Source organism: Thermochromatium tepidum ATCC 43061 (assembly GCF_009664085.1).
GTDB lineage: Bacteria > Pseudomonadota > Gammaproteobacteria > Chromatiales > Chromatiaceae > Thermochromatium > Thermochromatium tepidum.
Genome location: NZ_CP039268.1, coordinates 408,462 through 434,976, shown reverse-complemented (window position 1 = coordinate 434,976; position 26,515 = coordinate 408,462). Strand labels below are relative to the sequence as shown.

At 64.2% G+C, this 26,515-nt stretch carries 24 protein-coding genes; 4 read left to right on the top strand and 20 right to left on the bottom strand.

Annotation, left to right across the window (positions count from 1 at the left end; all coding sequences use genetic code 11):
- Window positions 1-46: 46 nt before the first annotated feature.
- Window positions 47-814 carry a cell division protein ZapD gene (gene zapD, locus E6P07_RS02070; protein ID WP_170286779.1) on the top strand — a complete coding sequence of 256 codons (768 nt, stop codon included), beginning with the start codon at window positions 47-49 and terminating at the stop codon, window positions 812-814.
- Between the two features lie 4 nt (window positions 815-818).
- The gene (locus E6P07_RS02065; protein WP_153974072.1) at window positions 819-1,022 is read left to right on the top strand and encodes a DNA gyrase inhibitor YacG; all 204 of its coding nucleotides are present in this window, start codon (window positions 819-821) and stop codon (window positions 1,020-1,022) included.
- 124 nt (window positions 1,023-1,146) lie between these two features.
- Here E6P07_RS02065 and E6P07_RS02060 read toward each other — a convergent pair whose 3' ends face one another.
- From E6P07_RS02060 to E6P07_RS02040, 5 genes are all read right to left on the bottom strand, one after another.
- On the bottom strand, window positions 1,147-2,391 hold the full coding sequence (locus E6P07_RS02060; protein WP_153974071.1) for a transposase: 1,245 nt from the start codon (window positions 2,389-2,391) through the stop codon (window positions 1,147-1,149).
- A gap of 293 nt (window positions 2,392-2,684) precedes the next feature.
- A complete protein-coding gene (locus E6P07_RS02055; protein WP_153974070.1) occupies window positions 2,685-3,605 on the bottom strand; it encodes an FAD:protein FMN transferase in 921 nt (306 codons plus the stop codon).
- Window positions 3,606-4,976, bottom strand: a complete 1,371-nt coding sequence (locus E6P07_RS02050) for a DUF3570 domain-containing protein (protein WP_162008587.1) — start codon at window positions 4,974-4,976, stop codon at window positions 3,606-3,608. It abuts the gene before it with no gap.
- Window positions 4,963-5,184, bottom strand: a complete 222-nt coding sequence (locus tag E6P07_RS02045; protein WP_153974068.1) for a DUF4266 domain-containing protein — start codon at window positions 5,182-5,184, stop codon at window positions 4,963-4,965. The genes E6P07_RS02050 and E6P07_RS02045 overlap by 14 nt, the downstream gene beginning before the upstream one ends.
- The gene (locus E6P07_RS02040) at window positions 5,181-5,687 is read right to left on the bottom strand and encodes a TlpA disulfide reductase family protein (RefSeq protein ID WP_153974067.1); all 507 of its coding nucleotides are present in this window, start codon (window positions 5,685-5,687) and stop codon (window positions 5,181-5,183) included. Before E6P07_RS02040 ends, E6P07_RS02045 begins: the two co-directional genes overlap by 4 nt.
- Window positions 5,688-5,897: 210 nt before the next feature.
- Here E6P07_RS02040 and E6P07_RS02035 point away from each other — a divergent pair, with 210 nt between their 5' ends.
- Window positions 5,898-7,133, top strand: a complete 1,236-nt coding sequence (locus tag E6P07_RS02035) for an RNA-guided endonuclease InsQ/TnpB family protein (protein WP_153974066.1) — start codon at window positions 5,898-5,900, stop codon at window positions 7,131-7,133.
- A gap of 40 nt (window positions 7,134-7,173) precedes the next feature.
- Here the strand turns inward: E6P07_RS02035 and E6P07_RS02030 are convergent, their stop codons facing one another.
- From E6P07_RS02030 to E6P07_RS02015, 4 genes are all read right to left on the bottom strand, one after another.
- Window positions 7,174-8,121 carry a Nudix family hydrolase gene (locus E6P07_RS02030; protein ID WP_153974065.1) on the bottom strand — a complete coding sequence of 316 codons (948 nt, stop codon included), beginning with the start codon at window positions 8,119-8,121 and terminating at the stop codon, window positions 7,174-7,176.
- Between the two features lie 35 nt (window positions 8,122-8,156).
- Window positions 8,157-9,374: a bifunctional glutamate N-acetyltransferase/amino-acid acetyltransferase ArgJ gene (argJ, locus tag E6P07_RS02025; protein WP_153974064.1), complete on the bottom strand. Its 1,218-nt coding sequence runs from the start codon at window positions 9,372-9,374 to the stop codon at window positions 8,157-8,159.
- 17 nt (window positions 9,375-9,391) lie between these two features.
- Complete coding sequence (gene secA / locus E6P07_RS02020) at window positions 9,392-12,214, bottom strand: preprotein translocase subunit SecA (RefSeq protein ID WP_153974063.1); 2,823 nt, start codon at window positions 12,212-12,214, stop codon at window positions 9,392-9,394.
- Between the two features lie 126 nt (window positions 12,215-12,340).
- Window positions 12,341-13,249, bottom strand: a complete 909-nt coding sequence (locus tag E6P07_RS02015; protein WP_153974062.1) for a M23 family metallopeptidase — start codon at window positions 13,247-13,249, stop codon at window positions 12,341-12,343.
- A 151-nt stretch (window positions 13,250-13,400) separates the two neighbouring features.
- Here E6P07_RS02015 and E6P07_RS02010 point away from each other — a divergent pair, with 151 nt between their 5' ends.
- Entirely contained in the window at window positions 13,401-13,862 is a 462-nt protein-coding gene (locus E6P07_RS02010; protein ID WP_153974061.1) for a DciA family protein, read from the top strand.
- On the opposite strand, the gene lpxC is transcribed toward E6P07_RS02010, so the two are convergent.
- From lpxC to mraY, 11 genes are all read right to left on the bottom strand, one after another.
- The gene (lpxC, locus tag E6P07_RS02005) at window positions 13,863-14,774 is read right to left on the bottom strand and encodes a UDP-3-O-acyl-N-acetylglucosamine deacetylase (RefSeq protein WP_153974060.1); all 912 of its coding nucleotides are present in this window, start codon (window positions 14,772-14,774) and stop codon (window positions 13,863-13,865) included.
- A gap of 232 nt (window positions 14,775-15,006) precedes the next feature.
- Window positions 15,007-16,179, bottom strand: a complete 1,173-nt coding sequence (gene ftsZ / locus E6P07_RS02000) for a cell division protein FtsZ (protein ID WP_153974059.1) — start codon at window positions 16,177-16,179, stop codon at window positions 15,007-15,009.
- Between the two features lie 176 nt (window positions 16,180-16,355).
- Window positions 16,356-17,591, bottom strand: a complete 1,236-nt coding sequence (gene ftsA, locus E6P07_RS01995) for a cell division protein FtsA (RefSeq protein ID WP_153974058.1) — start codon at window positions 17,589-17,591, stop codon at window positions 16,356-16,358.
- Window positions 17,592-17,597: 6 nt separating this feature from the next.
- Complete coding sequence (locus E6P07_RS01990; RefSeq protein WP_246172894.1) at window positions 17,598-18,398, bottom strand: cell division protein FtsQ/DivIB; 801 nt, start codon at window positions 18,396-18,398, stop codon at window positions 17,598-17,600.
- A gap of 3 nt (window positions 18,399-18,401) precedes the next feature.
- Window positions 18,402-19,328, bottom strand: coding sequence for a D-alanine--D-alanine ligase (locus tag E6P07_RS01985; RefSeq protein ID WP_153974057.1), 927 nt, complete (start codon window positions 19,326-19,328; stop codon window positions 18,402-18,404).
- On the bottom strand, window positions 19,325-20,212 hold the full coding sequence (gene murB, locus E6P07_RS01980; RefSeq protein WP_153974056.1) for a UDP-N-acetylmuramate dehydrogenase: 888 nt from the start codon (window positions 20,210-20,212) through the stop codon (window positions 19,325-19,327). The genes E6P07_RS01985 and murB overlap by 4 nt, the downstream gene beginning before the upstream one ends.
- A gap of 147 nt (window positions 20,213-20,359) precedes the next feature.
- Window positions 20,360-21,787, bottom strand: coding sequence for a UDP-N-acetylmuramate--L-alanine ligase (murC, locus tag E6P07_RS01975; RefSeq protein ID WP_153974055.1), 1,428 nt, complete (start codon window positions 21,785-21,787; stop codon window positions 20,360-20,362).
- On the bottom strand, window positions 21,784-22,875 hold the full coding sequence (gene murG, locus E6P07_RS01970; protein ID WP_153974054.1) for an undecaprenyldiphospho-muramoylpentapeptide beta-N-acetylglucosaminyltransferase: 1,092 nt from the start codon (window positions 22,873-22,875) through the stop codon (window positions 21,784-21,786). Before murG ends, murC begins: the two co-directional genes overlap by 4 nt.
- Window positions 22,860-24,059 carry a putative lipid II flippase FtsW gene (gene ftsW, locus E6P07_RS01965; protein WP_153974053.1) on the bottom strand — a complete coding sequence of 400 codons (1,200 nt, stop codon included), beginning with the start codon at window positions 24,057-24,059 and terminating at the stop codon, window positions 22,860-22,862. The genes murG and ftsW overlap by 16 nt, the downstream gene beginning before the upstream one ends.
- Window positions 24,056-25,435, bottom strand: coding sequence for a UDP-N-acetylmuramoyl-L-alanine--D-glutamate ligase (gene murD, locus E6P07_RS01960; RefSeq protein ID WP_153974052.1), 1,380 nt, complete (start codon window positions 25,433-25,435; stop codon window positions 24,056-24,058). The genes ftsW and murD overlap by 4 nt, the downstream gene beginning before the upstream one ends.
- Window positions 25,432-26,514 carry a phospho-N-acetylmuramoyl-pentapeptide-transferase gene (mraY, locus tag E6P07_RS01955; RefSeq protein ID WP_153974051.1) on the bottom strand — a complete coding sequence of 361 codons (1,083 nt, stop codon included), beginning with the start codon at window positions 26,512-26,514 and terminating at the stop codon, window positions 25,432-25,434. The genes murD and mraY overlap by 4 nt, the downstream gene beginning before the upstream one ends.
- Between the last annotated feature and the right edge of the window lies 1 nt (window position 26,515).

Here is a 26,515-nt window from a genome sequence, read left to right as displayed (position 1 = left end):
ACTGGATCGCCGGGCGAGCCGTGTCCGCCGGATACACAACAAGGCCGTGTCAACATTGATTACCTTCGAACATCCGCTCAACGAACGTGTCCGCACCTTCCTAAGACTGGAACACTTGTTCCGTTTATTGAATCACTTCGTCCAGCAGGAAGACCCACGCGCCTCACGCTGCGCCATCTGGGCGCTCCTGGATATCGTTGCCGTCACCACGCGCGCCGATGTCAGAAACGAGATCCTCAAGGAGCTCGATCGACTCACCAGCAATCTCAATCGGCTCTCGACCCAGCGCGGTGTCGACCTGGAGGCGCTCAACGGGGTACTGGCTGACCTGCGCCGAGTGACTGAGGGCGTCCAGCAACTCAATGGCCCCATCGGTCATCGCGCGCGCGAGGACGAATTCCTCAAGGCCATCGCCCAGCGCAGCAGCATCCCAGGCGGCACCTGTAGCTTCGACCTACCGCACTTCCACTATTGGCTGATCCAACCGATCGAGCAGCGCCAGAGCCGCTTCAACGACTGGCTCCAAGACCTCAATCCAGCCATCGAAGCCATTCGGCTCGCGCTCTCGCTGATGCGATCCAGTTCGTCCTCGCGTCAGGTCACGGCCGAGGGCGGGTTCTATCAGGAGGCGCTCGATGCCCTGGCACCGGCGCAGATGCTGCGTGTGACGCTCGAGGCCGATAAGGCGATCTTCCCTGAGATCAGTGGCCACAAGAACCGCTTCAGCATCCGCTTCATGAAGCCCGAACCCCAGGGACGGGCCACGCCGCACGCCGAGGACATCGAATTCCGGCTCACCTGCTGTATCTTCTGAAGTCATGGTCAAGACAGTCTCATGCCCACACTGCGGCAAATCCGTCCCCTGGACGCCAGACTCGCGCTGGCGCCCGTTTTGCAGCGAGCGCTGCCGGCTGATCGATCTGGGGGATTGGTTGGAGGAGCGGCATCGCCTCGGCGAGACGCTCGACACCGCCCCAGATCCCGCCCCCCGCGAGGACGAGGTGGCCCAGGTTCGGCACTGAGCCGATCCGGTCTCGGTGGGCGCTGACAGCCCCTCGCCTTTTACTCATCCGGCCCCAACGCACTCCCTGGGGAAGCGCTGATTTATTCCCCCTCTCCCCTCTGGGCATAGGTATCTACACAATTTCATCCATCCCCTCCGTTAGCAAGAAGAATCGAGTTGGCGAAGGCCCGGAGTTCTGGGATGGAAGAGTGATCAAGGGAATCGAGGATGGCGAACAGTATGAAAGCGCCAGCCAACAAGGCGGAGGGGGTAACAAGGCGAGATGCCTTCATCTGCCTGCCGGACAAGCGCACGAGAAACTGCCGGGCGGCTTGTGCCTCCTCGGTCTGCTGCGCAGCCAGGCGCCACACCAGGATACAGGCCTGGGTGGCGATCAGCAGACGCTTGAATAGGGCTCCCCCGCTCTCCTGTTCCCACTGCTCCAGTTGATGGCCTGCCTGTTTGAGCAGTTTGAAGAACGATTCGATCTGCCAGCGGAAGTCGTACCACAGTGCCACACGCGCGGCACTGACGGTTTCAGGCACCGACGTGAGCAAGAACCATTCGGCCACCGGCTTTCCGGCTTCGTCGTACAGGCGACTGACCACCAGCCGGGCCTTCAGCGGTTCGCCCGGAACCGGTCGCTGCCGCCGCCCGTCAGCGCCGATTTTCTTCGGTTTCGCCGGCCGGGTCAGAACTACCGGCGCACTGGCAATCCAGTGCTGGATCGGTCGGCCTTGGCAGAGAACCTGGCGTTCTCGGGTATAGCCAAGTTGCTTGGCCACCGCGTCGATGCGCATCGAGCCGTTGCCGTAACGTACCGTCGAGTTCCCTTTGGCGCGCACCAGCCACAACTGGCCGTCGCGCGTCCAGCGGCGCAGATGGCCGACCGAATCCGCTTCGCGATCAATCACATGTACCAACCGGGGGCCGAATTTCTGCTGCTCCAGCCAACTCATCCGCTCGCTCAATTCGTCCAGAGGCGAAGACACCTTGGGGCTGATCGTGTCGGCACACGAGCTCCAGACGCCTTGGGCCGTCACCAGATCCTGCACCGGCACCCCCAAGGGCGCGCCATCCTCGGCACTGACCAGGAGGCTGCTTTGCAGTTCGTCGCCCACATCCGTGGCATGGGTCATTTGCAGGCGATCCCGTTTCGAGGCGTGCCCTCCATCGTTCACTCTCGACCAGTCCGCCACCGCCAACACATACTCACCGCCATCCGCCGTCACGGCCTCCCGTGTCGCCGCCAACAGCGGAACCGACAGCCCCTCAGGCGTCACCCGTGGATTCGCCAGAAATCGCCCCATCGCCTGGGCGTGCGACGCGGCTTTCTTCCCGTCCGGCAAGGCTTTGACTCCCGCTGCCAAGGGGCCAGTACAGTTCATATGCCCCTTCAACAGCTTCCCATAGCGTTCGTCAAGACGCTTGTCACCAAAATTCGTCGCATACCGCTTATTTGTACCTCATCTTCCCCGCGAGAAATCCCCCGAACAGAGCCGGGTTTGTGTAGATACCCATGCGCTCGCGGGGGAGAGGGATTGAATCAGCGTTTCCCTGGGTCTTTTGGGGCAACGGCAAGGCCGGTCCAGGGCCCGGCCCTTGGCTTTAAGCGGCTTAATAAATGGCCGCGCCAGGGTCTCCCCCGGATCAACCTGATCTTCCGTTTAAGGGCCTTGGATCAATCCTGGGCCTTGAGGAGCTCGGCGAATACCCCAGACCCGCCGCGCTCGCCCTCGGCATCGATCCAAAGATGGGGGACATCGAGCGACCTTAGCCAGGCGATCCCGTCCCGTCCCTTGAGCATGGCGATGGTGCTGAGACTGCCGGCGACCACACAGCTTGCCGCGATGACGCTGACCGAGACCAGGCCCTGAACCGGCCAGCCGGTCCTGGGGTCAAGGAGATGGCCGTAGCGTCGACCATGGATGCACACAAAGCGCTCATAGTCACCACTGGTCGCCAGCGCCCCACCCGTCATGAGCACGCCCCCGAGCAGGGTCTCGGGGCGTTCCGGGTCCCGGATCCCGATACGCCAGGGGCTGCCATCGGGGAGTGGTCCAATCACCCGGACGTCTCCGCCCAGATTGATCAGGCCGCTCCGGATCCCGGCGTCCCAGCAGAGCGCAGCCGCGCGATCGGCGGCATATTCCTTACCGATGCCACCGAAATCGATCTCCATCCCCGGACGACTAAAGCCCAAGCACGGGCGTTCCCAGACCAGTTTGTCCCAACCGACCCGATCGAGCAGGGCCGTGATCGCCTCGGGTTCAGGGACACCGGGCGGCTCGAACCTCCAGGCATGTCGCAACACCCCCGAGGTGATGTCGAACAGCCCATCGCTCTCGCGGTAACAGGTATTTGCATAGTCGAGCAGCGCGGCCGTCTCTGCATCGACCTCGCACCGTCCGCCGACCGCGGCGACGCGATTGATGGCGCTGGTGAGACTGTCATCGCGGTAGCGCGAATAGCGCCGCTCCAGGCGCTGGATATCCGCGATGACGGAGGCAGCGACCCGCTGCACCTCGGGTGCGTCCGGCCCCTGGAGGTGCAGCTCGCAGGGCGAGCCCATGGCCTTAAATGCCAGATGATAGGCCGGCATTCAGAACTCGAGGTGCAGACTCAGGCTATAGAGGGTGAAGCCATAGTCGGCGAAGGTGCTCTCGGTATGCCCCTGAAGCCCATAGTCCGACTGACGATCGTAGAACTCGACCCCCAGATCCAGACGTGCCTGGGCGCTAAGCTGCCGAGTCAGCTTGAGTCCGCCACTGAGGGCGCCGAACCCGGCCAAACGATAATCGCTGCTGTAGTCCCCAGAGGACGGAAGGGTCTCAAAATAGCTCCGGTAGAAGTCCGCCTCGCCCTGGGTGTAATAGCGCAGCCGCGGGACCAGCTGCCAGCCCTGACCCAGGGGCTGGATCCAGGCCGCCTCCAGCGTCTGCGCCTCGATGCCCCAATCGCTCCAGGAGTAGCGATAGTCCAGGTGCAAGGCCGCCTTGAGCTCGGCGAAGTAATGGTTATAGCGCGCAAGCAGATTCCACTGCCGACGGCGGTCCGGGCGCGACTCCTCGATCGCCGTGTTGGTCGCCAGCAGATACACGTTCTTGTAGGGATCGCTCAGATAGCCCCGGTCATCGCCCAGGGTCAGGTTGATTTGTAGCAGATCGTTGCGGCTGAGCACCTGGGTCAGTCCTAGGAGGAACTGATGCGCGTCCTTGTCCCCCGAGAAACCAGGTCGGTTGAGCGGAGAAAAGGTATCCGCGGCCAGGCTGTAGCCCAGTGCCAAGGTGGTCAGCTTGTCGTTGAACGCGCGGCGCAGGTCCAGTGCCAGGAAACGCGAATCATAGTCCCGCTCCTGTGAGACCCCGGCACCCAATCCCAGGATGGTATCGCCCCGGGTGTAGTCGAGCTTGAAATCGCCGGCGGTACGCACGTCTTGGAAGGTGTCCTCCAGCAGGACCTGCTGGGCCGAGCTGAGACGGCATTCGCCCGTGTTCAACGGCGGTCGCTCTGGGGGCGGGCCACCGGATTGGGGGTTACCGGACGCGCCGCTGACGCTGATGACCGGCGCGGTGAAGACCCGGCCATCGCGACAGCGGATCACGGGGACATTGTAGATGGGGGAGGCGCCGGAGATGGTGTCGCGCACCCCGTTTACCCTGAGTTCCAGGGCCTCCCCAAGCGGCAGCACCAGGCCCTGCTTGAGACCCTCGACGCGCATCCGCGCCCCGCCCTCCACATAGTTGAAATAGCCGAGGTCCCATTGGCGTTCCATCGCAGCGGTGGCCTGGACACTGGAGGCCAGCCCCGGCAGGGCGAGTGCCGCGCTACTCAGCGCCCTGAGCGTCTTGTGGGTCCTGGGTACCTCGCCACAGACCCTGGGTTCCGTCCCCGCGACCCTCTGGACCGGAGGCGGGGTGTTGCAGTCTTCCGCAGCGTCCGTGACCGAATGCTGAGGGTCAGTTACAGCCACACCCGCCTCCTCCCACACCATAGCCGCCGCTGACGGACTCTTTGGAGAAAAAGACGTGCTGACGGAGGCTGGCCTCCAGCGGATAGGGTTCTAGCGCCATCTCGGGGCGCGCGAGCCGTCCGCGCTCCCAGGGCGCGACCTGGGTCGCGCAGCCGCACAGCCAGGTGGTCAGGAGCATCAGGGGTCCGAACCGGTATTGGGTGGTCATGGTGTCGCGCGGGGCTCTGAGAGCAGTGATTCGATCTGGGCCCGCCGCTTCGCGGTGTCGCTGGTCTTAAAACCCTCGTGGACCTCCCGGATGCGCCCCGCGCGATCGATCAGATACGAGGTCGGCATGCCCTTGACGCCGTAGAGGCGCGGACAGCGCCCCTCGGGGTCGGCACCGATGGTGAAGTGGACCGGATGTCGTTGCAGAAACCCGAGTGCCTCCTGAGGCTCCTCGTCTAGATTGATGGCGATGACCTCGAATCCCTGTCCCCCCAGCTCCGACTGGAGTTGGTCGAGCACAGGGAAGGACTGGGCACAGGGGCCACACCAGGAGGCCCAGAAATCGAGATAGACCACCTTGGCGCGGGAGGCGGACGGATCGACGCTGGAGTGGCCCGAGAGTGTAGGCACGCGACAGCTGGGGGCTGGGGTGCCCGGCTCGGCGGCCTGGATCGCCATGGATCCACACGTCAGCACACCTAGGGTAAGTGCAATGATCTTCATGGAATCCTCCACCAAGGGGCCTGTTGGTCCAGGATGTAGCCTGGAAAGGCTAAATCAAGGGCCGATGCCCTTGATTCAGGGCTCGACCAGTTTCGTTAATAGTTGAACTTTTTTGTGCGAATGTTATAATATCTGCATGTCACGCAAGATGGTCATGCATCCAAGAGGCCGCCGAGTTCTTAGGGGTGTGTCCTCTGTGGAGGCTGCACAGTGCTGATTGCCCACCGCATCGCACTCGATCCCAACAACACACAGGCGACCTACTTGGCCCGCGCGTGTGGCGTCGCCCGCTTTGCCTACAACTGGGCACTGGCCGAGTGGAAGCGCCAGTACGAGGCGGCAAAGGCCGATCCTTCATTGCCAAAGCCCTCGCAAATGGCGCTGTGCCGTCAGTTGAACGCCATCAAGCGCGAGCAGTTCCCTTGGATGCTCGAAGTCACGAAGAATGCGCCGCAGATGGCGATCATCCAGTTAGGTCAGGCGTTCCAGAACTTCTTCGCCGGTCGTGCCCGCTATCCGCAGTTTCGCAAGAAGGGCGTGCACGACCGCTTCACGCTCACCAACGACCAGTTCGACATCGACGGCTGCCGCATTCGCATCCCCCATCTCGGCTGGGTGCGGATGCGTGAGTCGTTGCGTTTTGCTGGCAAGCTCATGTCGGCCACCGTCTCCCGTGTGGCCGACCGCTGGTTCGTCAGCATCACCGTGGACACGCCCGACACCTCGCACCTGCCCAAGGCCGAAAACCAAGGCGCGGCAGGCGTCGATCTGGGCGTGTCGGCACTCGCAACGCTCTCGACGGGAGAGACCATCCCGGGTCCGAAGCCCCACAAGTCGCTGCTGGACCGATTGCGCAGGCTCTCGCGCAGCCTAAGTCGCAAGCAAAAAGGTTCGGCCAACCGCAAGAAGGCCAGGGCCAGACTGGCAAAGCTGCACGCCAGGATCGCCAACATCCGCGCGGACGCACTGCACAAGCTCACCACCAACCTCACGCGCCGGTTCCACACCATCGGCATCGAGGATCTGAATGTGCGTGGCATGGTGAAGAACCGCCATCTGGCGCGCTCCATCGCCGACATGAGCTTCTTCGAGTTCCGTCGGCAACTGGAATACAAGGCGGCGATGCGCGGCGGCGTCGTGGTGGTGGCAGATCGTTTCTTTGCGAGCAGCAAGACGTGCTCGGCGTGTGGGCACAAGCTCGACGATTTGCCGCTGTCGGTGCGTGAGTGGACGTGTCCGGATTGCGGAAGTATCCACGACCGCGATGCGAACGCGGCGATCAATCTGAAAAAGGTGGCCGAGAGTTCGGCTGGCGGCTGCCAGCCCTTTCAGCGACACGCTGATTGCTCGGTGACAGCCTGTGGAGAGGCGGACTCTGGTCTTGGGCGCACGCTCAAGACGAAACCGGCCTCTGGGAAGCAGGAAGTCAGCTTTGTTCCTGTGTGAGCAGGAATGAGTAAGTCTGATGGAACGGGAGACGGCCAGCCTAGTACCCTGGCCACAGCCCGCGGATGGCGGCGATGCCTTGAGCGCCGTGCCGGAAGGCGGCGTCCAGGTCGTCCATCGTCAGGCCACCGAGTGCATAGACCGGCAAGGGCACGGGATCGACCCAGGCGGCGAAGGTCTCCCAGCCGAGTGGACGGGCCCCGGGATGGCTGGCCGTGGGCCTGACCGGCGAAAGCAGGGCATAATCCAGACCCAGGGTGACCGCGCGCGCCAGTTGTTCTGGATCGTGACAAGAGGCACCGACCCATTCATCCGATCGGCCTGGACGCCCCTTGAGCCCCATCAATACCCGGCTGTTTAGGTGCAGACCATGACGCGGGACGCCGCTGACCTCGGCAGGGTCGCGATTGAGCAGCAGTTTGGCGCCCCTGTGATTGCAGAGATCGTAGGCTGCCTGCGCCAGGCGCGCATAGTCGCGTGCGCCAAGCGGATGCGCACGCAGCTGCACCAGCCGCACACCGGCCTCCAGAGCACGCCCCAGGCGCGCCAGGAACGCATCCGCCCGCCCAGGATCCTCACCCGTGATCAGCATCAATGGCGGCAGGCGCAGTGCGGTGATGATGGGACGATCGGCGGCGGGAAAGAGGGCCGGGTCCAGCGCCTCAGGCACCAGCCAGGTGAGCGGTTGGCCCTCGCGTCCGTGCGGAACGCCACCATACCTGTCTACCCGATGTACATCGAGCAGCACGCGACGATCGCCATAGTCATGCTGGACGCGGATCAGCGGGCGGCTGGCATGGACCTGGATGCCGAGTTCCTCATCGAGCTCGCGCGCAAGCCCAGACTCGGGTGACTCACCGGACTCCAGTTTGCCACCTGGAAACTCCCAGAGGCCGCCCTGAGGCACCTGGTCCGGGCGTCTAGTGATCAGGATGCGCCCGGCTGAGTCGGCGATGACGCCGACCATGACGTGGATGGCCTCGGCCATAGGTCGCTCAGTGAGCCGACCCACTCCAGGGCCCATCAGCTCCGATACTCGGCATTGATGCGCACATAGTCACAAGAGAGGTCACAGGTGAGCACCTCGGCCGCGACCTCGCCGCGCCCGAGCGCGACCCGGATCAGGATCTCGGACTCGGCCATGACCGCGGCCCCGGCCTGCTCGGTGTAATTCGCCGCGCGCCCGCCCGCCGCCACGATCTGCACCTCACCCAACCAGATGTTTACCTCTTCGATGACCAGCTGTTCGACACCGGCTCGCCCTACGGCGGCCAGGATCCGACCCCAGTTGGGATCCGAGGCAAAGAGCGCGGTCTTGACCAGGGGCGAGTGGGCGATGGTATAGGCGACCCGCCGCGCCTCGTCGCGATCGCGCGCCCGCTCGACCCGCACCCGCACCAGCTTGGTCGCGCCCTCGCCATCGCGCACGATGGCCGTCGCCAGTTCGATACAGACCGACTCGACCGCCGCCTGCAGGGCCCTATAGTCGGCACCGCCCGTCGCGACGATGGGCGGGTTGCCGAGCGCCCCGGTCGCCATGAGCACGCAGGCATCGTTGGTCGAGGTATCGCCATCGATGGTGATGGCGTTGAACGAGCGGTCGGCCGCCGCTCTAAGACAGTCCTGTAACGCCTCGGGCGCCACGGCGGCATCTGTCGCGATGAAGGCGAGCATGGTCGCCATGTCGGGACAGATCATGCCCGCGCCCTTGGCGATGCCGGTGATGCTCGCCCGCTGTCCGGCGACTTCGAAGGTGTGCGAGTAGAGCTTGGGGACAGTGTCTGTGGTCATGATGGCGTGCGCCGCCGCCGGCCAGGCGTCGGGCGCCAGTCGTTCGAGCAAGGCCGGCAGGACCCGCGTCAGCCGCTCGACCGGCAGCGGCTCACCGATCACCCCGGTCGAGAAGGGCAAGACCTCCTCGGGCCGACAGCCGGCGGCCTCGGCGAGCGCGATACAGCAGGCCCGGGCATCGGCAAGACCACGCGCCCCGGTCCCGGCATTGGCGTTGCCCGCGTTGACGAGCAGATAACGCGGTGCGGCCTGGTGCAGATGATGACGCGCCAGGGTCACAGGCGCAGCACAGAAGGCATTGCGGGTGAAGACGGCGGCGGCCGTCGCACCTGGCGCGAGCTCGATCAGGAGCAGATCGTCGCGCCCCTGATAGCGGATACCCGCCCCGATGGTCGAAAGACGCACGCCGGGGATCGGCAGAAGGGACAGATCGATCTTGCGCTCGCTCATGACGTCATCCCGCCCCATCAGTCGACCTTGCCACAGCAATGCTTGTATTTCTTGCCCGAACCGCAGGGACAGGGTTCATTGCGCCCGATCTTCCGCCCCTCGCGCACATAGGGTTGATGGTCTTCCTTGTCCAGCTCACCCGCCGGATCGGATGATCCATGGTCGCCCTCTCTTCCATCGCCAAAGCCAGTGAAGACCTCGTGTTTGAATTCAAAGCCCTTGGGCTCCGGGGCGCGCCGAGCCGCAAACTCTGCGTCCATGTCGGCGTGGATCTCGAGTTTGGCAAGCGTCGTGACCACGTCCTGCTTGATGGCCTCGAGCATCGCCGAGAACATCAAAAACGCCTCGCGCTTGTATTCCTGCTTGGGGTTCTTCTGGGCATAACCGCGCAGATGGATACCCTGACGCAGATAGTCCATGGCGGCCAGATGGTCCTTCCAGTGGCTATCGAGCGTTTGCAGCATGACCGCGCGCTCGATCTGACGCAGATTGGACGCACCGATCAAGGCCTCACGCTCCTGATAATTCTTGAGCACAGTGTCGTGAATCCGCTTGCGCAAGGTCTCCTCATGTAGATTCTGATCCTCGTCAAGCCAGGTCTGGATCGGCCAAGTGCCGCCGAAGTGCTGGGCAAGCGCCTCGGAGAGTCCGGCAATGTTCCATTGCTCCTCCAGGCTGTCGGGCGGGATATAGGTGTCGATCAATCCCTTGAGGACATCGGCGCGCATCGCCGCGACGGTCTCGGAGACGTCGACCGCGTCCATCAGATCGCGCCGCTGACGGTAGATGACCTTGCGCTGGTCGTTGGCGACGTCGTCGTATTCGAGTAGCTGCTTGCGGATGTCGAAGTTGCGACCCTCGACCTTGCGCTGGGCATTCTCGATCGCCTTGGTCACCCAGGGATGCTCGATGGCCTCGCCGCGCTGCATCCCGAGTCGCTGCATCATCTTGGCGACACGGTCGGAGGCGAAGATGCGCATCAGGTTGTCTTCGAGCGAGAGATAAAAACGCGAGGATCCCGGATCGCCCTGACGACCCGAGCGCCCGCGCAGCTGGTTGTCGATGCGCCGCGACTCATGACGTTCGGTCCCGATCACATGCAGGCCGCCCGCGGCGATGACCTGCTCGTGACGGGCCTTCCAGGCGGCCCGGATCGCCGCGCGATCGGCATCGGGTCCGGCCTGCTCCAGCTCGGCCTCCAGATTGCCGCCGAGCACGATGTCGGTCCCGCGACCGGCCATGTTGGTGGCGATGGTGACGGCCCCCGGGCGCCCGGCCTGGGCGATGATGCCGGCCTCGCGCTCGTGGTGCTTGGCGTTGAGTACCTCATGGGGGATGCCGGCCTTTTTGAGTAGGCCAGAGACGAGCTCGGATGTCTCGATCGAGGTGGTCCCGACCAGCACCGGCTGACCGCGTCTCACACAATCCTGAACATCGGCGATGATGGCCTCGTATTTCTCCTCCTGGGTGAGGTACACCAGGTCGCCGCGATCCTCGCGGATCATCGGCAGATTGGTCGGGATGACCACCACCTCTAGGCCATAGATCTGCTGGAACTCATAGGCCTCGGTATCGGCCGTGCCGGTCATGCCGGCGAGCTTGGGATAGAGCCGAAACAGGTTCTGAAAGGTGATCGAGGCCAGGGTCTGGTTCTCGGGTTGGATCGGCACACCTTCCTTGGCCTCGATCGCCTGGTGCAGCCCCTCTGACCAGCGCCGGCCCGGCATGGTGCGCCCGGTAAACTCATCGACGATGATGACCTGACCGTCGCGCACGATGTAGTCGACATTCCTCTGGTATAGCGTGTGCGCGCGCAGGGCGGCATAGACATGGTGCATGAGCACGATGTTGCTCGGGTCATAGAGCCCGGCCCCCTCTTCGAGCAGCCCGATCTCGACCAGCATCTGCTCGACCTTCTCGTGCCCCTCCTCGCTCAGATAGACCTGCCGGGTCTTTTCATCGACCGAGAAATCGCCCGGTCCAAAGTCCGGCTGTCCCTCTTCGTTGAGGATAGGTGGTTGGCGCTTCAGCTTGGGGATGAGGGTGTCGATCTGCTTGTAGAGCTCGGTCCCGCCCTCGGATGGCCCCGAGATGATGAGGGGGGTGCGCGCCTCGTCGATCAGGATCGAGTCGACCTCATCGACGATGGCGTAATAGAAATCGCGCTGGACCCGCTGCTCGGGCGCAAAGGCCATGTTATCGCGCAGATAATCAAAGCCGTATTCGTTGTTGGTGCCATAGGTGATGTCGGCGGCATAGGTCTCGCGCCGGGTGCAGGGGCGCAGATGACGATGGCCCTCACCGGGCCCCGGCTCGAACCCGGGATCGAACAGGTAGGACGCCAGGTCCGGGCCTAGCCCGCCCGAGGAGTTGATGACACCGACCGATAGCCCCAGGAAGTGATAGAGCGGCCCCATCCAGGCCGCATCGCGACGCGCCAGATAGTCGTTGACGGTGACGACGTGGACACCCTTGCCCGGCAGGGCATTGAGATAAACGGCCAGCGTGGCGACCAGGGTCTTGCCCTCGCCGGTGCGCATCTCGGCGATCTTGCCGCTATGCAAGACCAGGCCGCCGACGAGCTGCACATCGAAGTGCCGCATCCCGAGCACGCGCTTGCTGGCCTCGCGCACCACGCCGAAGGCCTCGGGCAGCAGGTCGTCGAGGGTTGCCCCCCCGGCCAGACGTGCGCGGAATTCGGCGGTCTTGGCCGCGAGTGCCTGATCCGAGAGCGCCGCCAGCTCAGGTTCGAGCGCGTTGATCCGCGCCACCGTCTTCATCAATGACTTGACCAGCCGCTCGTTGCGGCTGCCAAAGAGCTTCTTGAATGGATTGAACATCGCGGGATTCTTTGGATAAAAGGAGGCCTTTCGCAGAAGGCGACGGATGATAACGGATTTGGCCGCAACCCGACGCCCGGCGGATACGCCCGAGGCGACCCGGGCGTTTGGATCTCGATGGAGCAGTCAGCGTAACAGCTCGGCGCTGGCCAGACGCTGGGCCGGCTGGCTGCGCAGATAGGGCATGGGATCGATGGGATACCCGTTGCGGCGCAACTCGAAATGCACATGGGGACCGGTCGCCGTCCCGGTTGAACCGACGGTCGCGATCTGCTGGCCCTGTCTGACCAGGTCACCTTCGCGCACCAAATTGGTGCTGTTGTGGGCATAGCGCGTCACCAGGCCATCGCGATGCTGAATGTCAACCAGATTCCCATAGCCGGTGCGCCAACCGCTGAGGACCACGATCCCATCGGCGACGGCCAGGACGGGACTGCCGCGCTTGGCGACGAAATCAACGCCCTCGTGGAATTGACGCACGTTACGGACCGGATGCACCCGAAATCCATAGGGAGAGCTGATATAGCCTGAACGCACCGGCCACGGCGAGCTGCTCAATTGCGCGCTGGCCGTCCGTGGCCGCTGCTCCAGGATTTGATCGGCCAGACGCTCGAGCTTGCGCTCGCGATCCTGAACCAGCACCGCGAGTGTCGAGAGCTCATCGGCCAATTCCTTGATCGTGTAATCGCGCGTCCTCGCCGTCTCCGGACCTCCACGTGGCGGACGATTCACGAAATCGAACTCCTGGGGATCGAGACCCGAAATCTGGACCAGACGCTCACCGAGCGCATTGATCCTCTGGACTTCGGCCTCCATCTCACCCAAGCGGGCGATCATGGTGCCGATTTCATCGGAATCGGTCACCGCAGGCTTGACGGGCGCAAACTCCGTGGTGATATGAGTCCTGCTGGGCACGCCGGTCTGATCACCGATCAAGAACCCAAATCCAACCCCGGCCAGGGCGAAGCTAGAGACGGCCGAGAACATGACCAGGGTCTGACCGCGTTGAGTCTTCTTGCGAGCGATGTGGGACATGGTTGATCTCTTCTACTGGTCAGGTCCGACGCCGGGCGCAGCCGACATCGGGCATGGCCCCGAGTCCTGCCCAGATCCATAGGGGTGGGCGATACGGCGGATTGGTCTCGGGAAGTGTGGGAGAGGCTTGTGTGAAAAGCAGGATGTTGCGATGAGACGAGGTTTTCGACACATCCGTGATCATCTGAACCATCACGGATTGGCGCGCGTTCGGCTTGAACAGGACCGACACGAACCGACGCTCGTCGCCGAGATTCGGGCGCTTTTGCCTGGACGGCTGGGCGCGCACTGCCTGGACCTGAGGCTTGCCGATGGTCGCCTGACGCTGTTCTTGGATTCCACAGCATGGCTGATGCGCGCACGTTTTTTAGCAGGTGAGATTTTGGCATCGCTGAAATCTTACCACGTCGAAGCGGTCGGATTTCAGATCAGATTGCCTGAACACGAATCGTCCGGACGCGCCGCGGTGAGCCGGCGCGTCCGACTCTCGGAGACGGCAGCGAGACATTTGCTGGAGGCAGCGGAGCATCAGCGTGACCCGCGCCTGAGCGAGGCACTCAGGCGACTCGCACGGCATGGCGCTCGCACGACGCCCGAGGGGAGGACGGACTGATCAAAGGGCGGGTACCGGCTGGGCATAACAGATCGGCGCGGCGGTGGAGTCCTCGAACACGACCTCTTCCCAGGCCGATCGATCGGCAAGGAGGGCGCGCAGCAGCAGATTGTTGAGCGCGTGCCCAGACTTGTGGCCCTCGAAGGCGCCGATCAGGGTATGGCCCAATAGATAGAGATCGCCGATGGCATCCAGGATCTTGTGCCGGACGAACTCGTCTTCGTAGCGCAGTCCGTCCTCGTTCAGGATGCGGTATTCGTCGATCACCACGGCATTATCGAGACTGCCGCCAAGGGCCAGGTTCTGGCGGTGCAGCGCCTCGATGTCGCGCAAAAACCCAAAGGTGCGCGCCCGGCTCAGTTCTCGCACGAAGGAGGCGGTCGAGAAATCGAACTCGGCCTGGTTCGCGCGCAACTGAAAGGCTGGATGGTCGAACTCGATCGAAAAACGCACCCTGAATCCATCATAGGGGGTAAGACGCGCGAATTTGTCGCCGTCGCTCACCTCGACCGGGCGTTTGATCTGGATGAAACGCTTGGCCTTGGACTGCTCCTCGATCCCTGCCGATTGCAACAGAAAGACAAAGGGCGCGGCGCTGCCGTCCATGATCGGCACCTCGGCGGCGGCCAGATCGACATAGGCGTTGTCGATCCCTAGACCGGCGAAGGCCGCCAGCAGATGCTCGACGGTTGAGATCCGTACATCGCCGTTGAACAGGGTGGTCGACAACCGCGTATCGCCAACGTTGAAGGGTGTGGCCGCGATGGTGACCGGGCGATCCAGATCGATGCGGCGGAAGACGATCCCCGTGTCGGGTGCCGCCGGGCGCAGGGTCAGTTCGACCTTTTCGCCCGTATGCAATCCGACCCCGGTCGCCCGGATCGTGTTTTTCAGTGTACGCTGCTTGAGCATCGATTGAGGATCTCCCATGATAACCCACGGCAAACATTGGGTATTCGGCCGTTCGAGACGGACACGAGGCCTCAGCGCCTCGGACCCTTATATTGAGATCGCCCACGCCCCCAGACACAGAGACGTGGCGAGGACCATACTAGGGTTTTCCCGAAATTTTTTCAAGCTCGATGCTCAAAAAAGCAGTACAGCTTTGTTTTATATCATTTTTTTAATACAGGGAACATCCTGATCAATCCGCCTGACGGCGCAGGAAGGCCGGAATATCCAGGTAATCCAGATCGTTTTCGTCGCCCTTGTCGGACGCAGACGAACCTGCCCCGATCAAACCCTTGCGATAGACGGCCGGACGGCGGTCCAGCTCGCGATAATCGGGCGCCGAGTCGGCTGCCTCTCCAGTGATCAGGCGGATGGATGGCTCACCCGTTGGGCGCTTGACCTTGACGCGCCGGTCGCCAAGCCCGGTGGCCACCACGGTCACGCGCAGCTCGTCCTCCAGTTCCGGATCGACCACGGTCCCCACGACTACTGTGGCATCGTCGTCGGCGAAGTCGCGCACCGTGTTACCGACCTCGTCGAACTCGCCGATGGTCAGGCTCAGACCGGCAGTGATGTTGACCAGGATCCCCTTGGCGCCGGCCAGATCGATGTCTTCCAGCAGCGGGCTCCTGATCGCGGCCTCGGCGGCCTCGCGCGCGCGGTTCGCGCCACGTGCCGCGCCCGTACCCATCATGGCCACACCCATGTTGGACATCACGGTCTTGACGTCGGCGAAGTCGACATTGATCAGACCGCGACAGGTGATGAGCTCGGCGATGCCCTGGGTGGCGTTGAGCAGGACGTCGTTGGCGGCCTTGAAGGCGTCGAGCAGACTCGTGTCCTTGCCCAGCACCATCAGCAGTTTTTCATTGGGGATGGTGATGAGCGAGTCGACATACTGGGCCAGCTCCATGATGCCTTCCTCGGCGATACGTCGCCGCTTGGTGCCCTCGAAGGGGAAGGGCTTGGTGACCACGGCCACCGTCAGGATGCCGAGTTCCTTAGCGACCTGGGCGACGATGGGCGCCGCGCCCGTGCCCGTGCCACCACCCATGCCGGCGGTGATGAAGACCATGTCGGCGCCTGCGAGTGCCTCCTGGATGCGGTCGCGATCCTCGAGCGCCGCATGACGGCCGACATCTGGGTCGGCACCCGCACCCAGTCCCTTGGTGATGCCGGCGCCCAGCTGCAAGATGGTCTTGACGTTGCAGTGACGCAGGGCCTGGGCATCCGTGTTGGCACAGATGAAATCCACGCCCTCGATGGTTGAAGCGACCATGTGATTGACGGCATTGCCGCCGCCACCACCGACACCGATGACCTTGATGACGGCATTCTGACTGTGGGTATCCATCAATTCGAACATTTGATCTGCTCCCCGGCGCCACTCAGGCACCGCCATAAACTTTGAAACTTTGAATGATAGCCGTGGGCATAAGGTCCCACACCCCCGACGCGGTCGACACGCTCGGCACGCGCCAACCGATCAACCAAATCAAACCCGCCCTACTGATGCGCCCTCGTCTGGTCGCCTGGATCGAATCAGAAATTCCCTTGAAACCAATGGCGCAGACGCCCCAGGAGCCCCCTCAACCCCGAGCCTTCCGATGGATCCGAACGACGCGCAAAACGATGCTGACGCGCATACATCAGCAGTCCGACCCCAGTCGAATGGATAGGATTGTCGACGACCTCCGACGGGCCAAGCACACGATTGGGCACCCCCAGACGCACCGGCATGTGTAACACCTCCTCGGCCAGCTCGATCAGACCGCGCATCTTGGCGCTGCCCCCGGTCAGCACCACACCTCCGGCGATCACATCCTCGAAGCCGCTACGTCGCAACTCGTTGTGCAACAGGGTCAACAACTCTTCGTAGCGCGGCTCGACGACCTCGGCCAGGGTCTGGCGCGAGAGCCGCCGTGGCGGGCGGTTACCGATGCTGGGGACTTCGATGCTATCCCCATTGGTTTCGAGCTGGGTCAGTGCATAAGCATGCTGGATCTTGATCTGCTCGGCATGCTGGGTCGGGGTGCGCAGGGCCACGGCGATGTCGTTGGTGACCTGATTGCCGGCGATCGGAATAACGGCCGTGTGTCGGATGGCGCCATCGGTGAAGACCGCCAGATCCGTGGTTCCACCGCCGATGTCGACCACACAGACGCCCAGCTCTTTCTCGTCCTCGCTAAGCACCGCGTAGCTCGCACTGAGCTGGGCCAAGACCAGATCATCGACCTCCAGCCCGCAGCGACGGACGCACTTGACGATATTCTGGGCCGCACTGGCCGCACCCGTGACCATGTGCACTCGGGCCTCTAGACGCACGCCGCACATCCCGATCGGCTCGCGGATACCCTCCTGGTCGTCGATGATGAACTCCTGTGGCAGGATGTGCAGGATCTTCTGATCGGTCGGGATGGCCACGGCGCGCGCGGCCTCGATGACGCGATCAACATCGGCCTGATTGACCTCGTGTTCCTTGATCGCGGTGATGCCGTGCGAATTGAGACTGCGAATATGGCTGCCGGCGATTCCAACATGGACCGAGTGGATCTCGCAATCGGCCATCAGCTCGGCCAGCTCGACCGCGCGCTGGATCGCCTGCACGGTAGACTCGATGTCCACCACCACACCCTTCTTGAGTCCGCGCGAGGGGTGGGTACCAAGACCAATGATCTCGATCTGGTCGTCGTCCTTGAGCTCGCCGACCAGACAGGCGATCTTCGAGGTTCCAATATCCAGACCCACCAGCAGACTCTTGTCGTTACGTCGCGCCATCCAGATTTACCCTCGATTGCCTGCGCGCGCTGCTACGCGCTCGGGAGACGCTCGAACCCCGGTGTCCGCGTTCGGTGCCCATGTCACCGCAAAACCATTGCTGTAACGCAGATCGACCTTGAGAGGCCGACCTGCCGCTTCCAGCTGGGCGGCGCTCGCCAGATAGCGCGCAAGCCGTTCCTCTACCTGTGCGGTCCCCAGACGCAACTCGGTCCCAGTGGAGAGCCTCAGGCGCCAGTCGCCACGCGGGTCAACCGACAGGTACTCGATCTTCTGATGGATGCGATCGAACGCGGCCTGCCACCGCTGATAGCGAGCGGTGACCTCGGGCGCGCGCTTGTCGTCGCCTTCAAGCAGGGGCAGATTGGACGGAAGGGTGTCGTCATGGGGGCGGAAGACGATGCCGTCGGCCGTCACCAGGCCATCGAGACTCCAGCGCGCGATGGGCCGGTATTCCTGGACCTGTACCCTCAGGGTATCCGGCCAGACCCGGCGCAAGGTCGCCTGTCCGACCCAGGGCAGCTCCTCGGCGGCCTGCTTGAGCTCGACCAGATCGGCGGTCAGGATACCACCCCGCAGTCGTTCGGTCAGTCGTTCTTGGAGCTGCTGGGATGAATGATGATGCACCTCGCCCTCGATCTGAATCAGCCGAATCGGCAGCAGTGTCGGTTCCCACAGCAAAAACAGCCAGCCGACCGCGCCGCACGCAAGCAGGATCAGCCCCCCGAGCAGGGCACGCACGCGCGTCCCCATCCATGTCGGATGGGCCGTCTGGCGGGTTTCAGCCTTATCGGATACTGTGTTCACGTTTTAGAGACTCGTCTCGAGAATGCGCCAAACCAGATCATCGAAGTCAATTCCGGCCGCACGCGCCGCCATGGGGACCAGACTGTGGTCGGTCATGCCTGGAACCGTGTTGATCTCCAGCAGGAAGGGCTGACCCGATGCGTCGAGCATCAGATCGACCCGGCCCCAGCCGCTGGCCCCCACCACCTCGAACGCCCGCAGCGCTAGTGCGCGCAGCCGCCCCTCGACCTCGGCATCCAGTCCGCTCGGGCAGTGATAGCGGGTGGTGTCGGCGCTGTACTTGGCCTCATAGTCGTAAAAGACGTGCGGCGTCTCCAGCCGGATCAGCGGGAGTGCCTCGCGCCCGAGGATGGCACAGGTGAACTCCGGGCCCTGGATCCAGCGCTCGGCGAGCACCAGGGGATCGAACGCCGCGGCAGCGCGCCAGGCGCGCTCCAGGTCCGCGACCGAGTCGACGCGCGCCATGCCGAGGCTTGAACCCTCGTGCACCGGCTTGATCATGAGCGGAAAGCCGAGTGCGACCGCGGACGACAGGTCGCCCTCGTCACGCAGCAGCACGAAGTCGGCCGTGGGCAGACCACAGCCGAGCCAGACCAGCTTGCAGCGGTATTTGTCCATGCCCAGCGCCGAACCGAGCACGCCCGAGCCGGTATAGGGCAGACCCAGGGTCGAAAGCGTCCCCTGGATCTGGCCGTCCTCGCCGCCGCGACCGTGCAGGATGATGAAGGCGCGATCGTATCCACCGCTGCGCAGCCGCTCCAGGAGGGTCGCGTCTGGGTCGATCGCTTCGACCGCAACGCCAAGACGCCGCAGGGACTCATGCACCATGCGCCCGCTCCTGAGCGAGATCTCGCGCTCGGCGGACTGCCCACCCATCAGGAGTGCCACCTTGCCAAAGCGTTCGGGTGCCCGTTTCATGTCAGTCGTCATGTCTGTTCTCCGGCGATACGCCGCACCTCTGGTATCAGACGGATGCCGGTGTGACGTTCGACCGTGTGTTGTATCTGTTCGATCAGGCGGGCAATGTCGGTCGCCGTCGCCCCGCCCCGATTGATGATGAAATTGGCGTGGATCGAAGAGACCTCGGCCCCGCCGATGCGCAGACCCTTGAGCCCGAGCGAGTCGATCAAACGCGCGGCATGATCTCCCGGTGGATTGCGGAACACCGAGCCGCAGCTCGGCTGGCCGACCGGCTGGGTCGCGGCACGGCGCTCGAGCAGCTCGCGGATACGCGCCAGGCTCACCGCGCCGTCACCCGGCGTCAGTTCCAGCTCGGCGGCCAAGAACCACTCGCCCACAGGTCCCCGGACCTCGCGATAGCCCGGTTCGTACTCAGAGGCCTCGCGTTGATGGATCCGTCCCTGTCGATCCAGGGTCCAGACCCGGCGCACGAAGCTCCAGGTCTCACCCCCCCAGGCGCCGGCATTCATGGCGAGCGCGCCGCCCAGGGTGCCGGGGATCCCGGCCAGGAACTCGATCCCGGTCAGATCCTGACGGGCCGCGAACCTGGCCAGCTTGGCACCGGTGACACCGGCCTGCGCATAGAGGCGATCGGGACCGCGCCGCTCCAGACGCTCCAGTGTGCCCTTGATCAGGACGACCGTACCTGGAAAACCAGCATCGTCGATGAGCAGGTTGCTGCCCAATCCGATCCACAGCAGCGGCTCGTCCGGGTCGATCTGGCGCATGAATTCGACCAGATCCTCGAGATCCGCGGGGCGATAGAGCCGACGCGCCGGACCGCCGACCCGCCAGCTCGTATGGCGCGACAGGGGTTCGTCGAACTGCCATTGACCGCGCAACGGCGTCGTCATCGCTGGGCGCTCCGCTGCCTTCGGCCTCCGGCTTCCATCTGGACCCGTCCGTCCATAACCGACAGGGCGCGCAACGATTCGCCACAGTCCATCGCCAGCCGGTTCATGAGTGATCCTCGATCCATCCGCTCAAGTCCCCATCGCCGTTCAAAGTCCCTGCTCGATCAGCCCCGGCAGACGCGCCGCCAGGCCACCGATGTCGCCCGCGCCCGAGACGAGCAGGATGTCTCCGTCGCGGATGAGATTGGCGAGCAGGCCCGGAATCGCGTTGAGTCCCTGGACAAAGATCGGATCCAGCGCGCCGCGTACCCGGATGGCGCGGCTCAGGGCGCGTCCATCGGCACCGGCGATCGGCATCTCGCCCGCCGGATAGACCTCACACAACACCAGGGCGTCGGCGGTCGAGAGTACCTCGACAAAGTCCTCGAACTGTTCCTGGGTACGGCTGTAGCGATGGGGTTGGAATACCAGCACCACACGCCGCCCGGGCCAGCCCGCACGCGCGGCGGCCAGGGTCGCTATGAGCTCACGCGGGTGATGGCCATAGTCGTCGATCACCAGCACCTGCCGGCCTTGGGGGTCTCTCACCTCGCGTGCCACGAAGCGCCGACCCACGCCCTGGAAACCGGCCAGGGCACGCACGATGGCCGCATGCTCGACACCCAGCTCTAGGGCGACGCTGATCGCCGCCAGGGCATTGAGTACATTGTGGCGCCCCGGCAGGTTGAGCGTCACCGCCAGCGGGCGCTCGAACTCGGCGCCATGCACCAAGAAAGAGGTGCGCATCCCCTCTTGCCGGATGTCGCTCGCACGCAGATCGGCCTCGGGACAGGTGCCATAGGTACGCACCGGACGCGAAATCTGCGGAACGAGCGTGCGCACCTCGGGATCGTCGATGCAGAGGATCGCCAGGCCATAGAAGGGTAGATGGTGCAGGAACTCTCGGAAGGTGTGGCGCAGCCGATCGAAGTCGTTGCCGTAGGTGCGCATGTGATCGGCGTCGATGTTGGTGACGATCGCCATCATCGGCTGGAGATAAAGGAAGGAGGCATCGCTCTCATCGGCCTCGGCCACCAGATACTTGCTGGTCCCCAGCCGGGCGTTGGAGCCGGCGCTATTGAGCCGCCCGCCGATGACGAAGGTCGGATCCAGCCCGCCCTCGGCCAGGAGGCTGGCCACCAGGCTGGTCGTGGTCGTCTTGCCGTGGGTGCCGGCGACCGCCACGCCATAATAGAACCGCATCAGCTCGGCGAGCATCTCGGCGCGGCGTACGATCGGGATCCGGAGCGCGCGTGCCTGTTGGATCTCGGGGTTTTCGTCATCGATCGCGCTCGAGACCACCACGGCATCGGCCGCCTTCACCTGCTCGGCGCGATGTCCGATAAAGACCCTGATCCCAAGATCGCGCAGACGGTGCGTCACCTCGCCGTCGCGCAGGTCGGAGCCTGCGACCTCATAGCCCAGATTGGCCATGAGTTCGGCGATCCCGCTCATCCCGGCCCCACCGATACCGATGAAGTGCAGGCGCCGTACCCGCCCCATGTTGGCCGCCGTGTGCTGGAGGTGGGGATTCATGAGGGCGTTCCTCGGGTTGAGAGTTCCAGACAGGTGCGGGCGATGCGCTCGGTCGCCTCAGGTTGGGCGCGCCGCCGTGCCGATTCGGCCATGGCCAGCAAGCGGGTGCGGTCGACGCAGAGCTCATTTAGGGTGTCGGCCAGATGGGCCGGCGTCAGCTCGCGCTGGAGGATCAGACGTGCCGCCCCAACCTCGGACAGAGAGCGTGCGTTGCCGACCTGATGATCGTCGACCGCAAAGGGATAGGGTACCAGGATCGAGCCAATCCCAGCGGCAGCCAGTTCCGCAACCGTCAGGGCGCCAGCGCGACAGACCACCAGATCGGCCCAGGCATAGGCCTCGGCCATGTCGCGCATGAAGGCGACGACCTCGGCCGCGACCCCGGCGTTGCGATAGGCGGCGCGGGCTAGTTCGAGGGTACGCTCGCCGGCCTGATGGCGCACCAACGGCCGTCGTTCGGCAGGGAGTCGGGCGAGCGCCTGGGGCACGGTCTCGTTGAGCGCCTGCGCGCCCAGCGAGCCGCCGACCACCAACAGCCGGATCGGACCCGAGCGACCGGCCAGCCGCTCGGCAGGTGGCGGCAGATCCAGGATCGCCCGGCGCACCGGATTTCCGGTCAGGATCGCCCGGCGCGCCGCTGGAAAGCTACCCGGAAAGGACTCAAACACCTGGGTGGCAATCCAGGCCAACCACCGATTGGTCAGACCGGGCACGCAGTTTTGCTCATGGATGACCAGTGGGATCCCGAGCGCGCGTGCGGCGAGCCCCCCAGGACCTGAGACGAAGCCACCCAGGCCGAGCACCACCTGCGGTCGCCGGCGACGCAGGATGGCGCGCGCCTGACCGAAGGCGCTCGCCAGCCGAAAGGGGGCCTTGAGCCATTGCAACCCACCCTTGCCGCGCACACCCTCGATCGCGATCTCTTCCATCTCGAACCCATGCTCGGGCACCAGACACGACTCCATGCCGGATCGGGTCCCGATCCAGAACACCTCGGCCCCCTGCCCGCGCAGATACTCGGCGACGGCGAGCGCCGGAAAGACATGACCGCCGGTCCCCCCGGCCATGACGGCTAGGCGTGCGACCATGACGGACCTCGCTTGAACCTGGACTCGGACTCGGCGCGCCTCAGCATGACATCGATCCGTAGCAGGATGGCGATGGCCATGCAGCCGACCATCAGACTATTGCTGCCGTAGCTCATGAACGGCAGGGTCAGCCCCTTGGTGGGCAGGATGCCGACATTGACCCCGAGATTGACAAACGCCTGGAGTCCGATCCAGAGACCGATGCCCTGAGCCACATAGGCCTCGAACGGACGCCTGAGCGCCTCGGCCCGCACGCCGATCGAGATGGCACGCCAGGTGATGAAGACAAAGGCCGCGATCAGCACCAGCATCCCGGCCAGTCCCAGCTCCTCGCCAATCACCGAGGCCAGAAAGTCGGTGTGCGCCTCGGGCAGGAAATACTGCTTCTGGATCCCATTGCCGAGTCCGACCCCCAGCCATTCACCACGCCCGAAGGCGATGAGCGCCTGACTGAGCTGATAGCCCGAGTTGAATGGATCCTCGAATGGATCGAGGAAGGAGACAACCCGTTCGAGCCGATACGGCGACACGAGGACCAGGGCGATGAATCCAGCCCCGACGATCCCGAGCAGGACGATGAAGGGCATGAGGCTCGCTCCACCCAAAAACAGCATCCCCATCACGGTCGCCAGCATCACCGCCGTGGTCCCAAAATCGGGCTGCATCAGGATCAAAAGGGCCGCAGCGCCGATCAGGATCAGCGGGCGGATGAAACCCGAGATCTGATTGACCACCTTGTCGGCATGACGCACCAGATAGCCGGCGACATAGAGCACCGCAAACAGCTTGACGAACTCGGAGGGTTGGAGGTTGAGCGGCCCGAGCGGGATCCAGCGGGTGGCGCCATTGACGGTGTGACCGATGCCAGGGATGAGCACCAGAACCAGCACCAGGGTGCCGGCGAGAAAGAGCCAGACGCCATGACGCTCCCACCACTGGGGCGGCACGCTGTAGGCGATGAATCCCAGTACCAACGCCAGACCGAGCGCCATGGCGTGCCGGATCGAATAATGGAAGGGATTCTGACAGCAGGCCTCGGCGATCGACAGCGAGGCCGATGTCACCATCACCCAGCCGAAGGCCAGGAGCCCGATCGCACACAGAAGCAATGGATAGTCCAGCGGATAGGACCGGCGCAGGCGCGGCGTCCGGGACAGGGGGTTCGAGGGTGCAGCGGCGCTCATCCGGGCAATCTCCGCACGGCCTCGGCAAAGACCCGGCCGCGATGCTCGTAGTTCTCGAACATGTCGAAGCTGGCACAGGCCGGCGAGAGCAAGACGCAGTCGCCCGGCACGACGCACTCAGCGGCCCGTGCGACGGCCTCGTCCATGTCGGTGGCCTGGATCAGGGGCACGCTGCCCTCGATCGCCGCCGCGATCAACGGGGCATCGCGTCCGATCAGCACCACGGCGCGGGCGGCGCGTTCGACAGCCGCCCGGAGCGGCGTGAAATCGGTGCCCTTGCCCTCACCGCCAGCGATCAGGACCACGCGCCCCGTGCCATCCTCTGGGATCAATCCCTCCAGGGCCGCGATGGTCGCGCCCGGATTGGTGCCCTTGGAGTCGTCATACCAGCAGGCGCCGGCGCGCTCGGCGACGAAGGCGCTGCGGTGCGGCAGACCGGGAAAGGTCCGCAGTACCTCACAGGCGCTGTCCAGGGGGATGTCACTCGCCTGGGCGAGCGCCAGGGCCGCGAGCGCATTGACCAGGTTGTGCCGCCCTGGAATGCAGACCTCGGCGGTCGGCAGGATCCGTTCCTCGCCCTGGCAGATCCAGGGCCGACCATCGAACAGACGCACCCCGAAATCCGCGCCCTCGGGCAGGCCGAGCCTGAAGCCGATCTCACGCTCGGGCGCGCGCGGCATGGCGGCCACGATCGGATCGTCGCGATTGACCACGGCGACCCGCGCCCCCTGATAGATCCGCGCCTTGGCTCGGGCATAGTCCTCAAAACTCGCATAGCGATCGAGGTGATCGGGCGAGACATTGAGTACCACGGCGACCTCGGCGTGCAGGCTGGGGACGGTCTCCAACTGGAAGCTGGAGAGCTCGATCACATAACGCTCGACCCTCGGCGCCAACAGATCGAGCACCGGCTCGCCGAGATTACCCCCGACGGCGACCTGCAACCCGGCCCGACGCGCCATGAGCCCGACCAGGGTGGTCACGGTGCTCTTGCCGTTGGAGCCCGTGATGGCACACACAGGGGCCGAGCTCTCGCGCACGAAGAGCTCGATGTCGCCGATCACAGGGACCCCGCGCGCGATCGCCTGCTGGATCAGCGGCTCGGTGAGCGGCACCCCGGGGCTGACCACGAGCTCGGTGGCCGCGGCGAACACCTCTGGATCGAAGCCGCCGAGGTGGACCTCGACCTCGGGTAGCTCGGAGCGCAGTGCCTCCAAGGCCGGCGGCTGGGCACGGCTATCGATCACGGACACCGCCCGACCGCGTGCACTCAGATACCGCGCACAAGACAGCCCCGTCTTGCCCAACCCTACGACCAGGGTCCTGGGCGCGACTGCAGAAGAGCGATCACCGTCAGGATGAGGCAACGCGTTCATCGGATCTTGAGACTCGCCAGACCGATCAACACCAACACCACGGTCAGGATCCAAAAGCGGACGATGACGCGCGGCTCGGGCCAACCCTGAAGCTCGAAATGATGGTGCAGCGGCGCCATGCGGAAGATGCGCCTGCCGGTGAGCTTGAACGACAACACCTGCAACATCACCGAGAGGGTCTCGGCGACGAAGACCCCGCCCATGATGAAGAGCACCAGTTCCTGACGCGCCGCGACCGCGACCACCCCGAGCGCAGCGCCGAGCGCAAGCGCCCCGACATCGCCCATGAACACCTGGGCCGGATAGGCGTTGAACCACAGAAACCCGAGCCCGGCCCCGACCAGGGCGGCGCAGAAGATCACCAGCTCACCGACCTCGGGCACATAGGGGATGAGCAGATAGTTGGCGATCTGGGCGTGGCCGGCGGCATAGACGAAGACCCCGAGGGCCCCGGCGACCAGCACGGTCGGCATGATCGCCAGGCCATCGAGCCCATCGGTGAGATTGACCGCATTGCTGGAACCGACGATGACGAAATAGGTCAGCAGGATGAACCAGGGACCGAGCTGGATGGAGAGATTCTTGGCATAGGGGATGAGCAATGCCGTCTCAGCCGGGGAGTTTGCGGTCACATAGAGCGCCACGGCGGCGGCGAAACCAAAGATCGTCTGCCAAAAATACTTCCAGCGCGCGATCAGGCCGCGTGGGTCGCGCTTGATGAGCTTCTTGTAGTCGTCGACCAGACCGATGAGCCCAAAGGCAAGCGTGGTCAGCAGCACGATCCAGATATAGCGATTGTCTAGATCTGACCACAGCAGGGTCGCGATGCCCACGGCCACCAAGATCAGGGCGCCGCCCATGGTCGGGGTGCCCGACTTGGACAGATGGCTCTGTGGGCCATCGTCGCGCACGGTCTGGCCGATCTTGTAGGCGCGCAGACGGCGGATCATGGGCCGTCCGACCAGGAGCGCGATGGCCAGGGCCGTCAGCACACCGAGGATGGCGCGCAACGTCAAATAACGAAACACCGAAAACCCGCTGTAGTAGTCGGTGAGCCAGTTGGTCAGATACAGCAACATC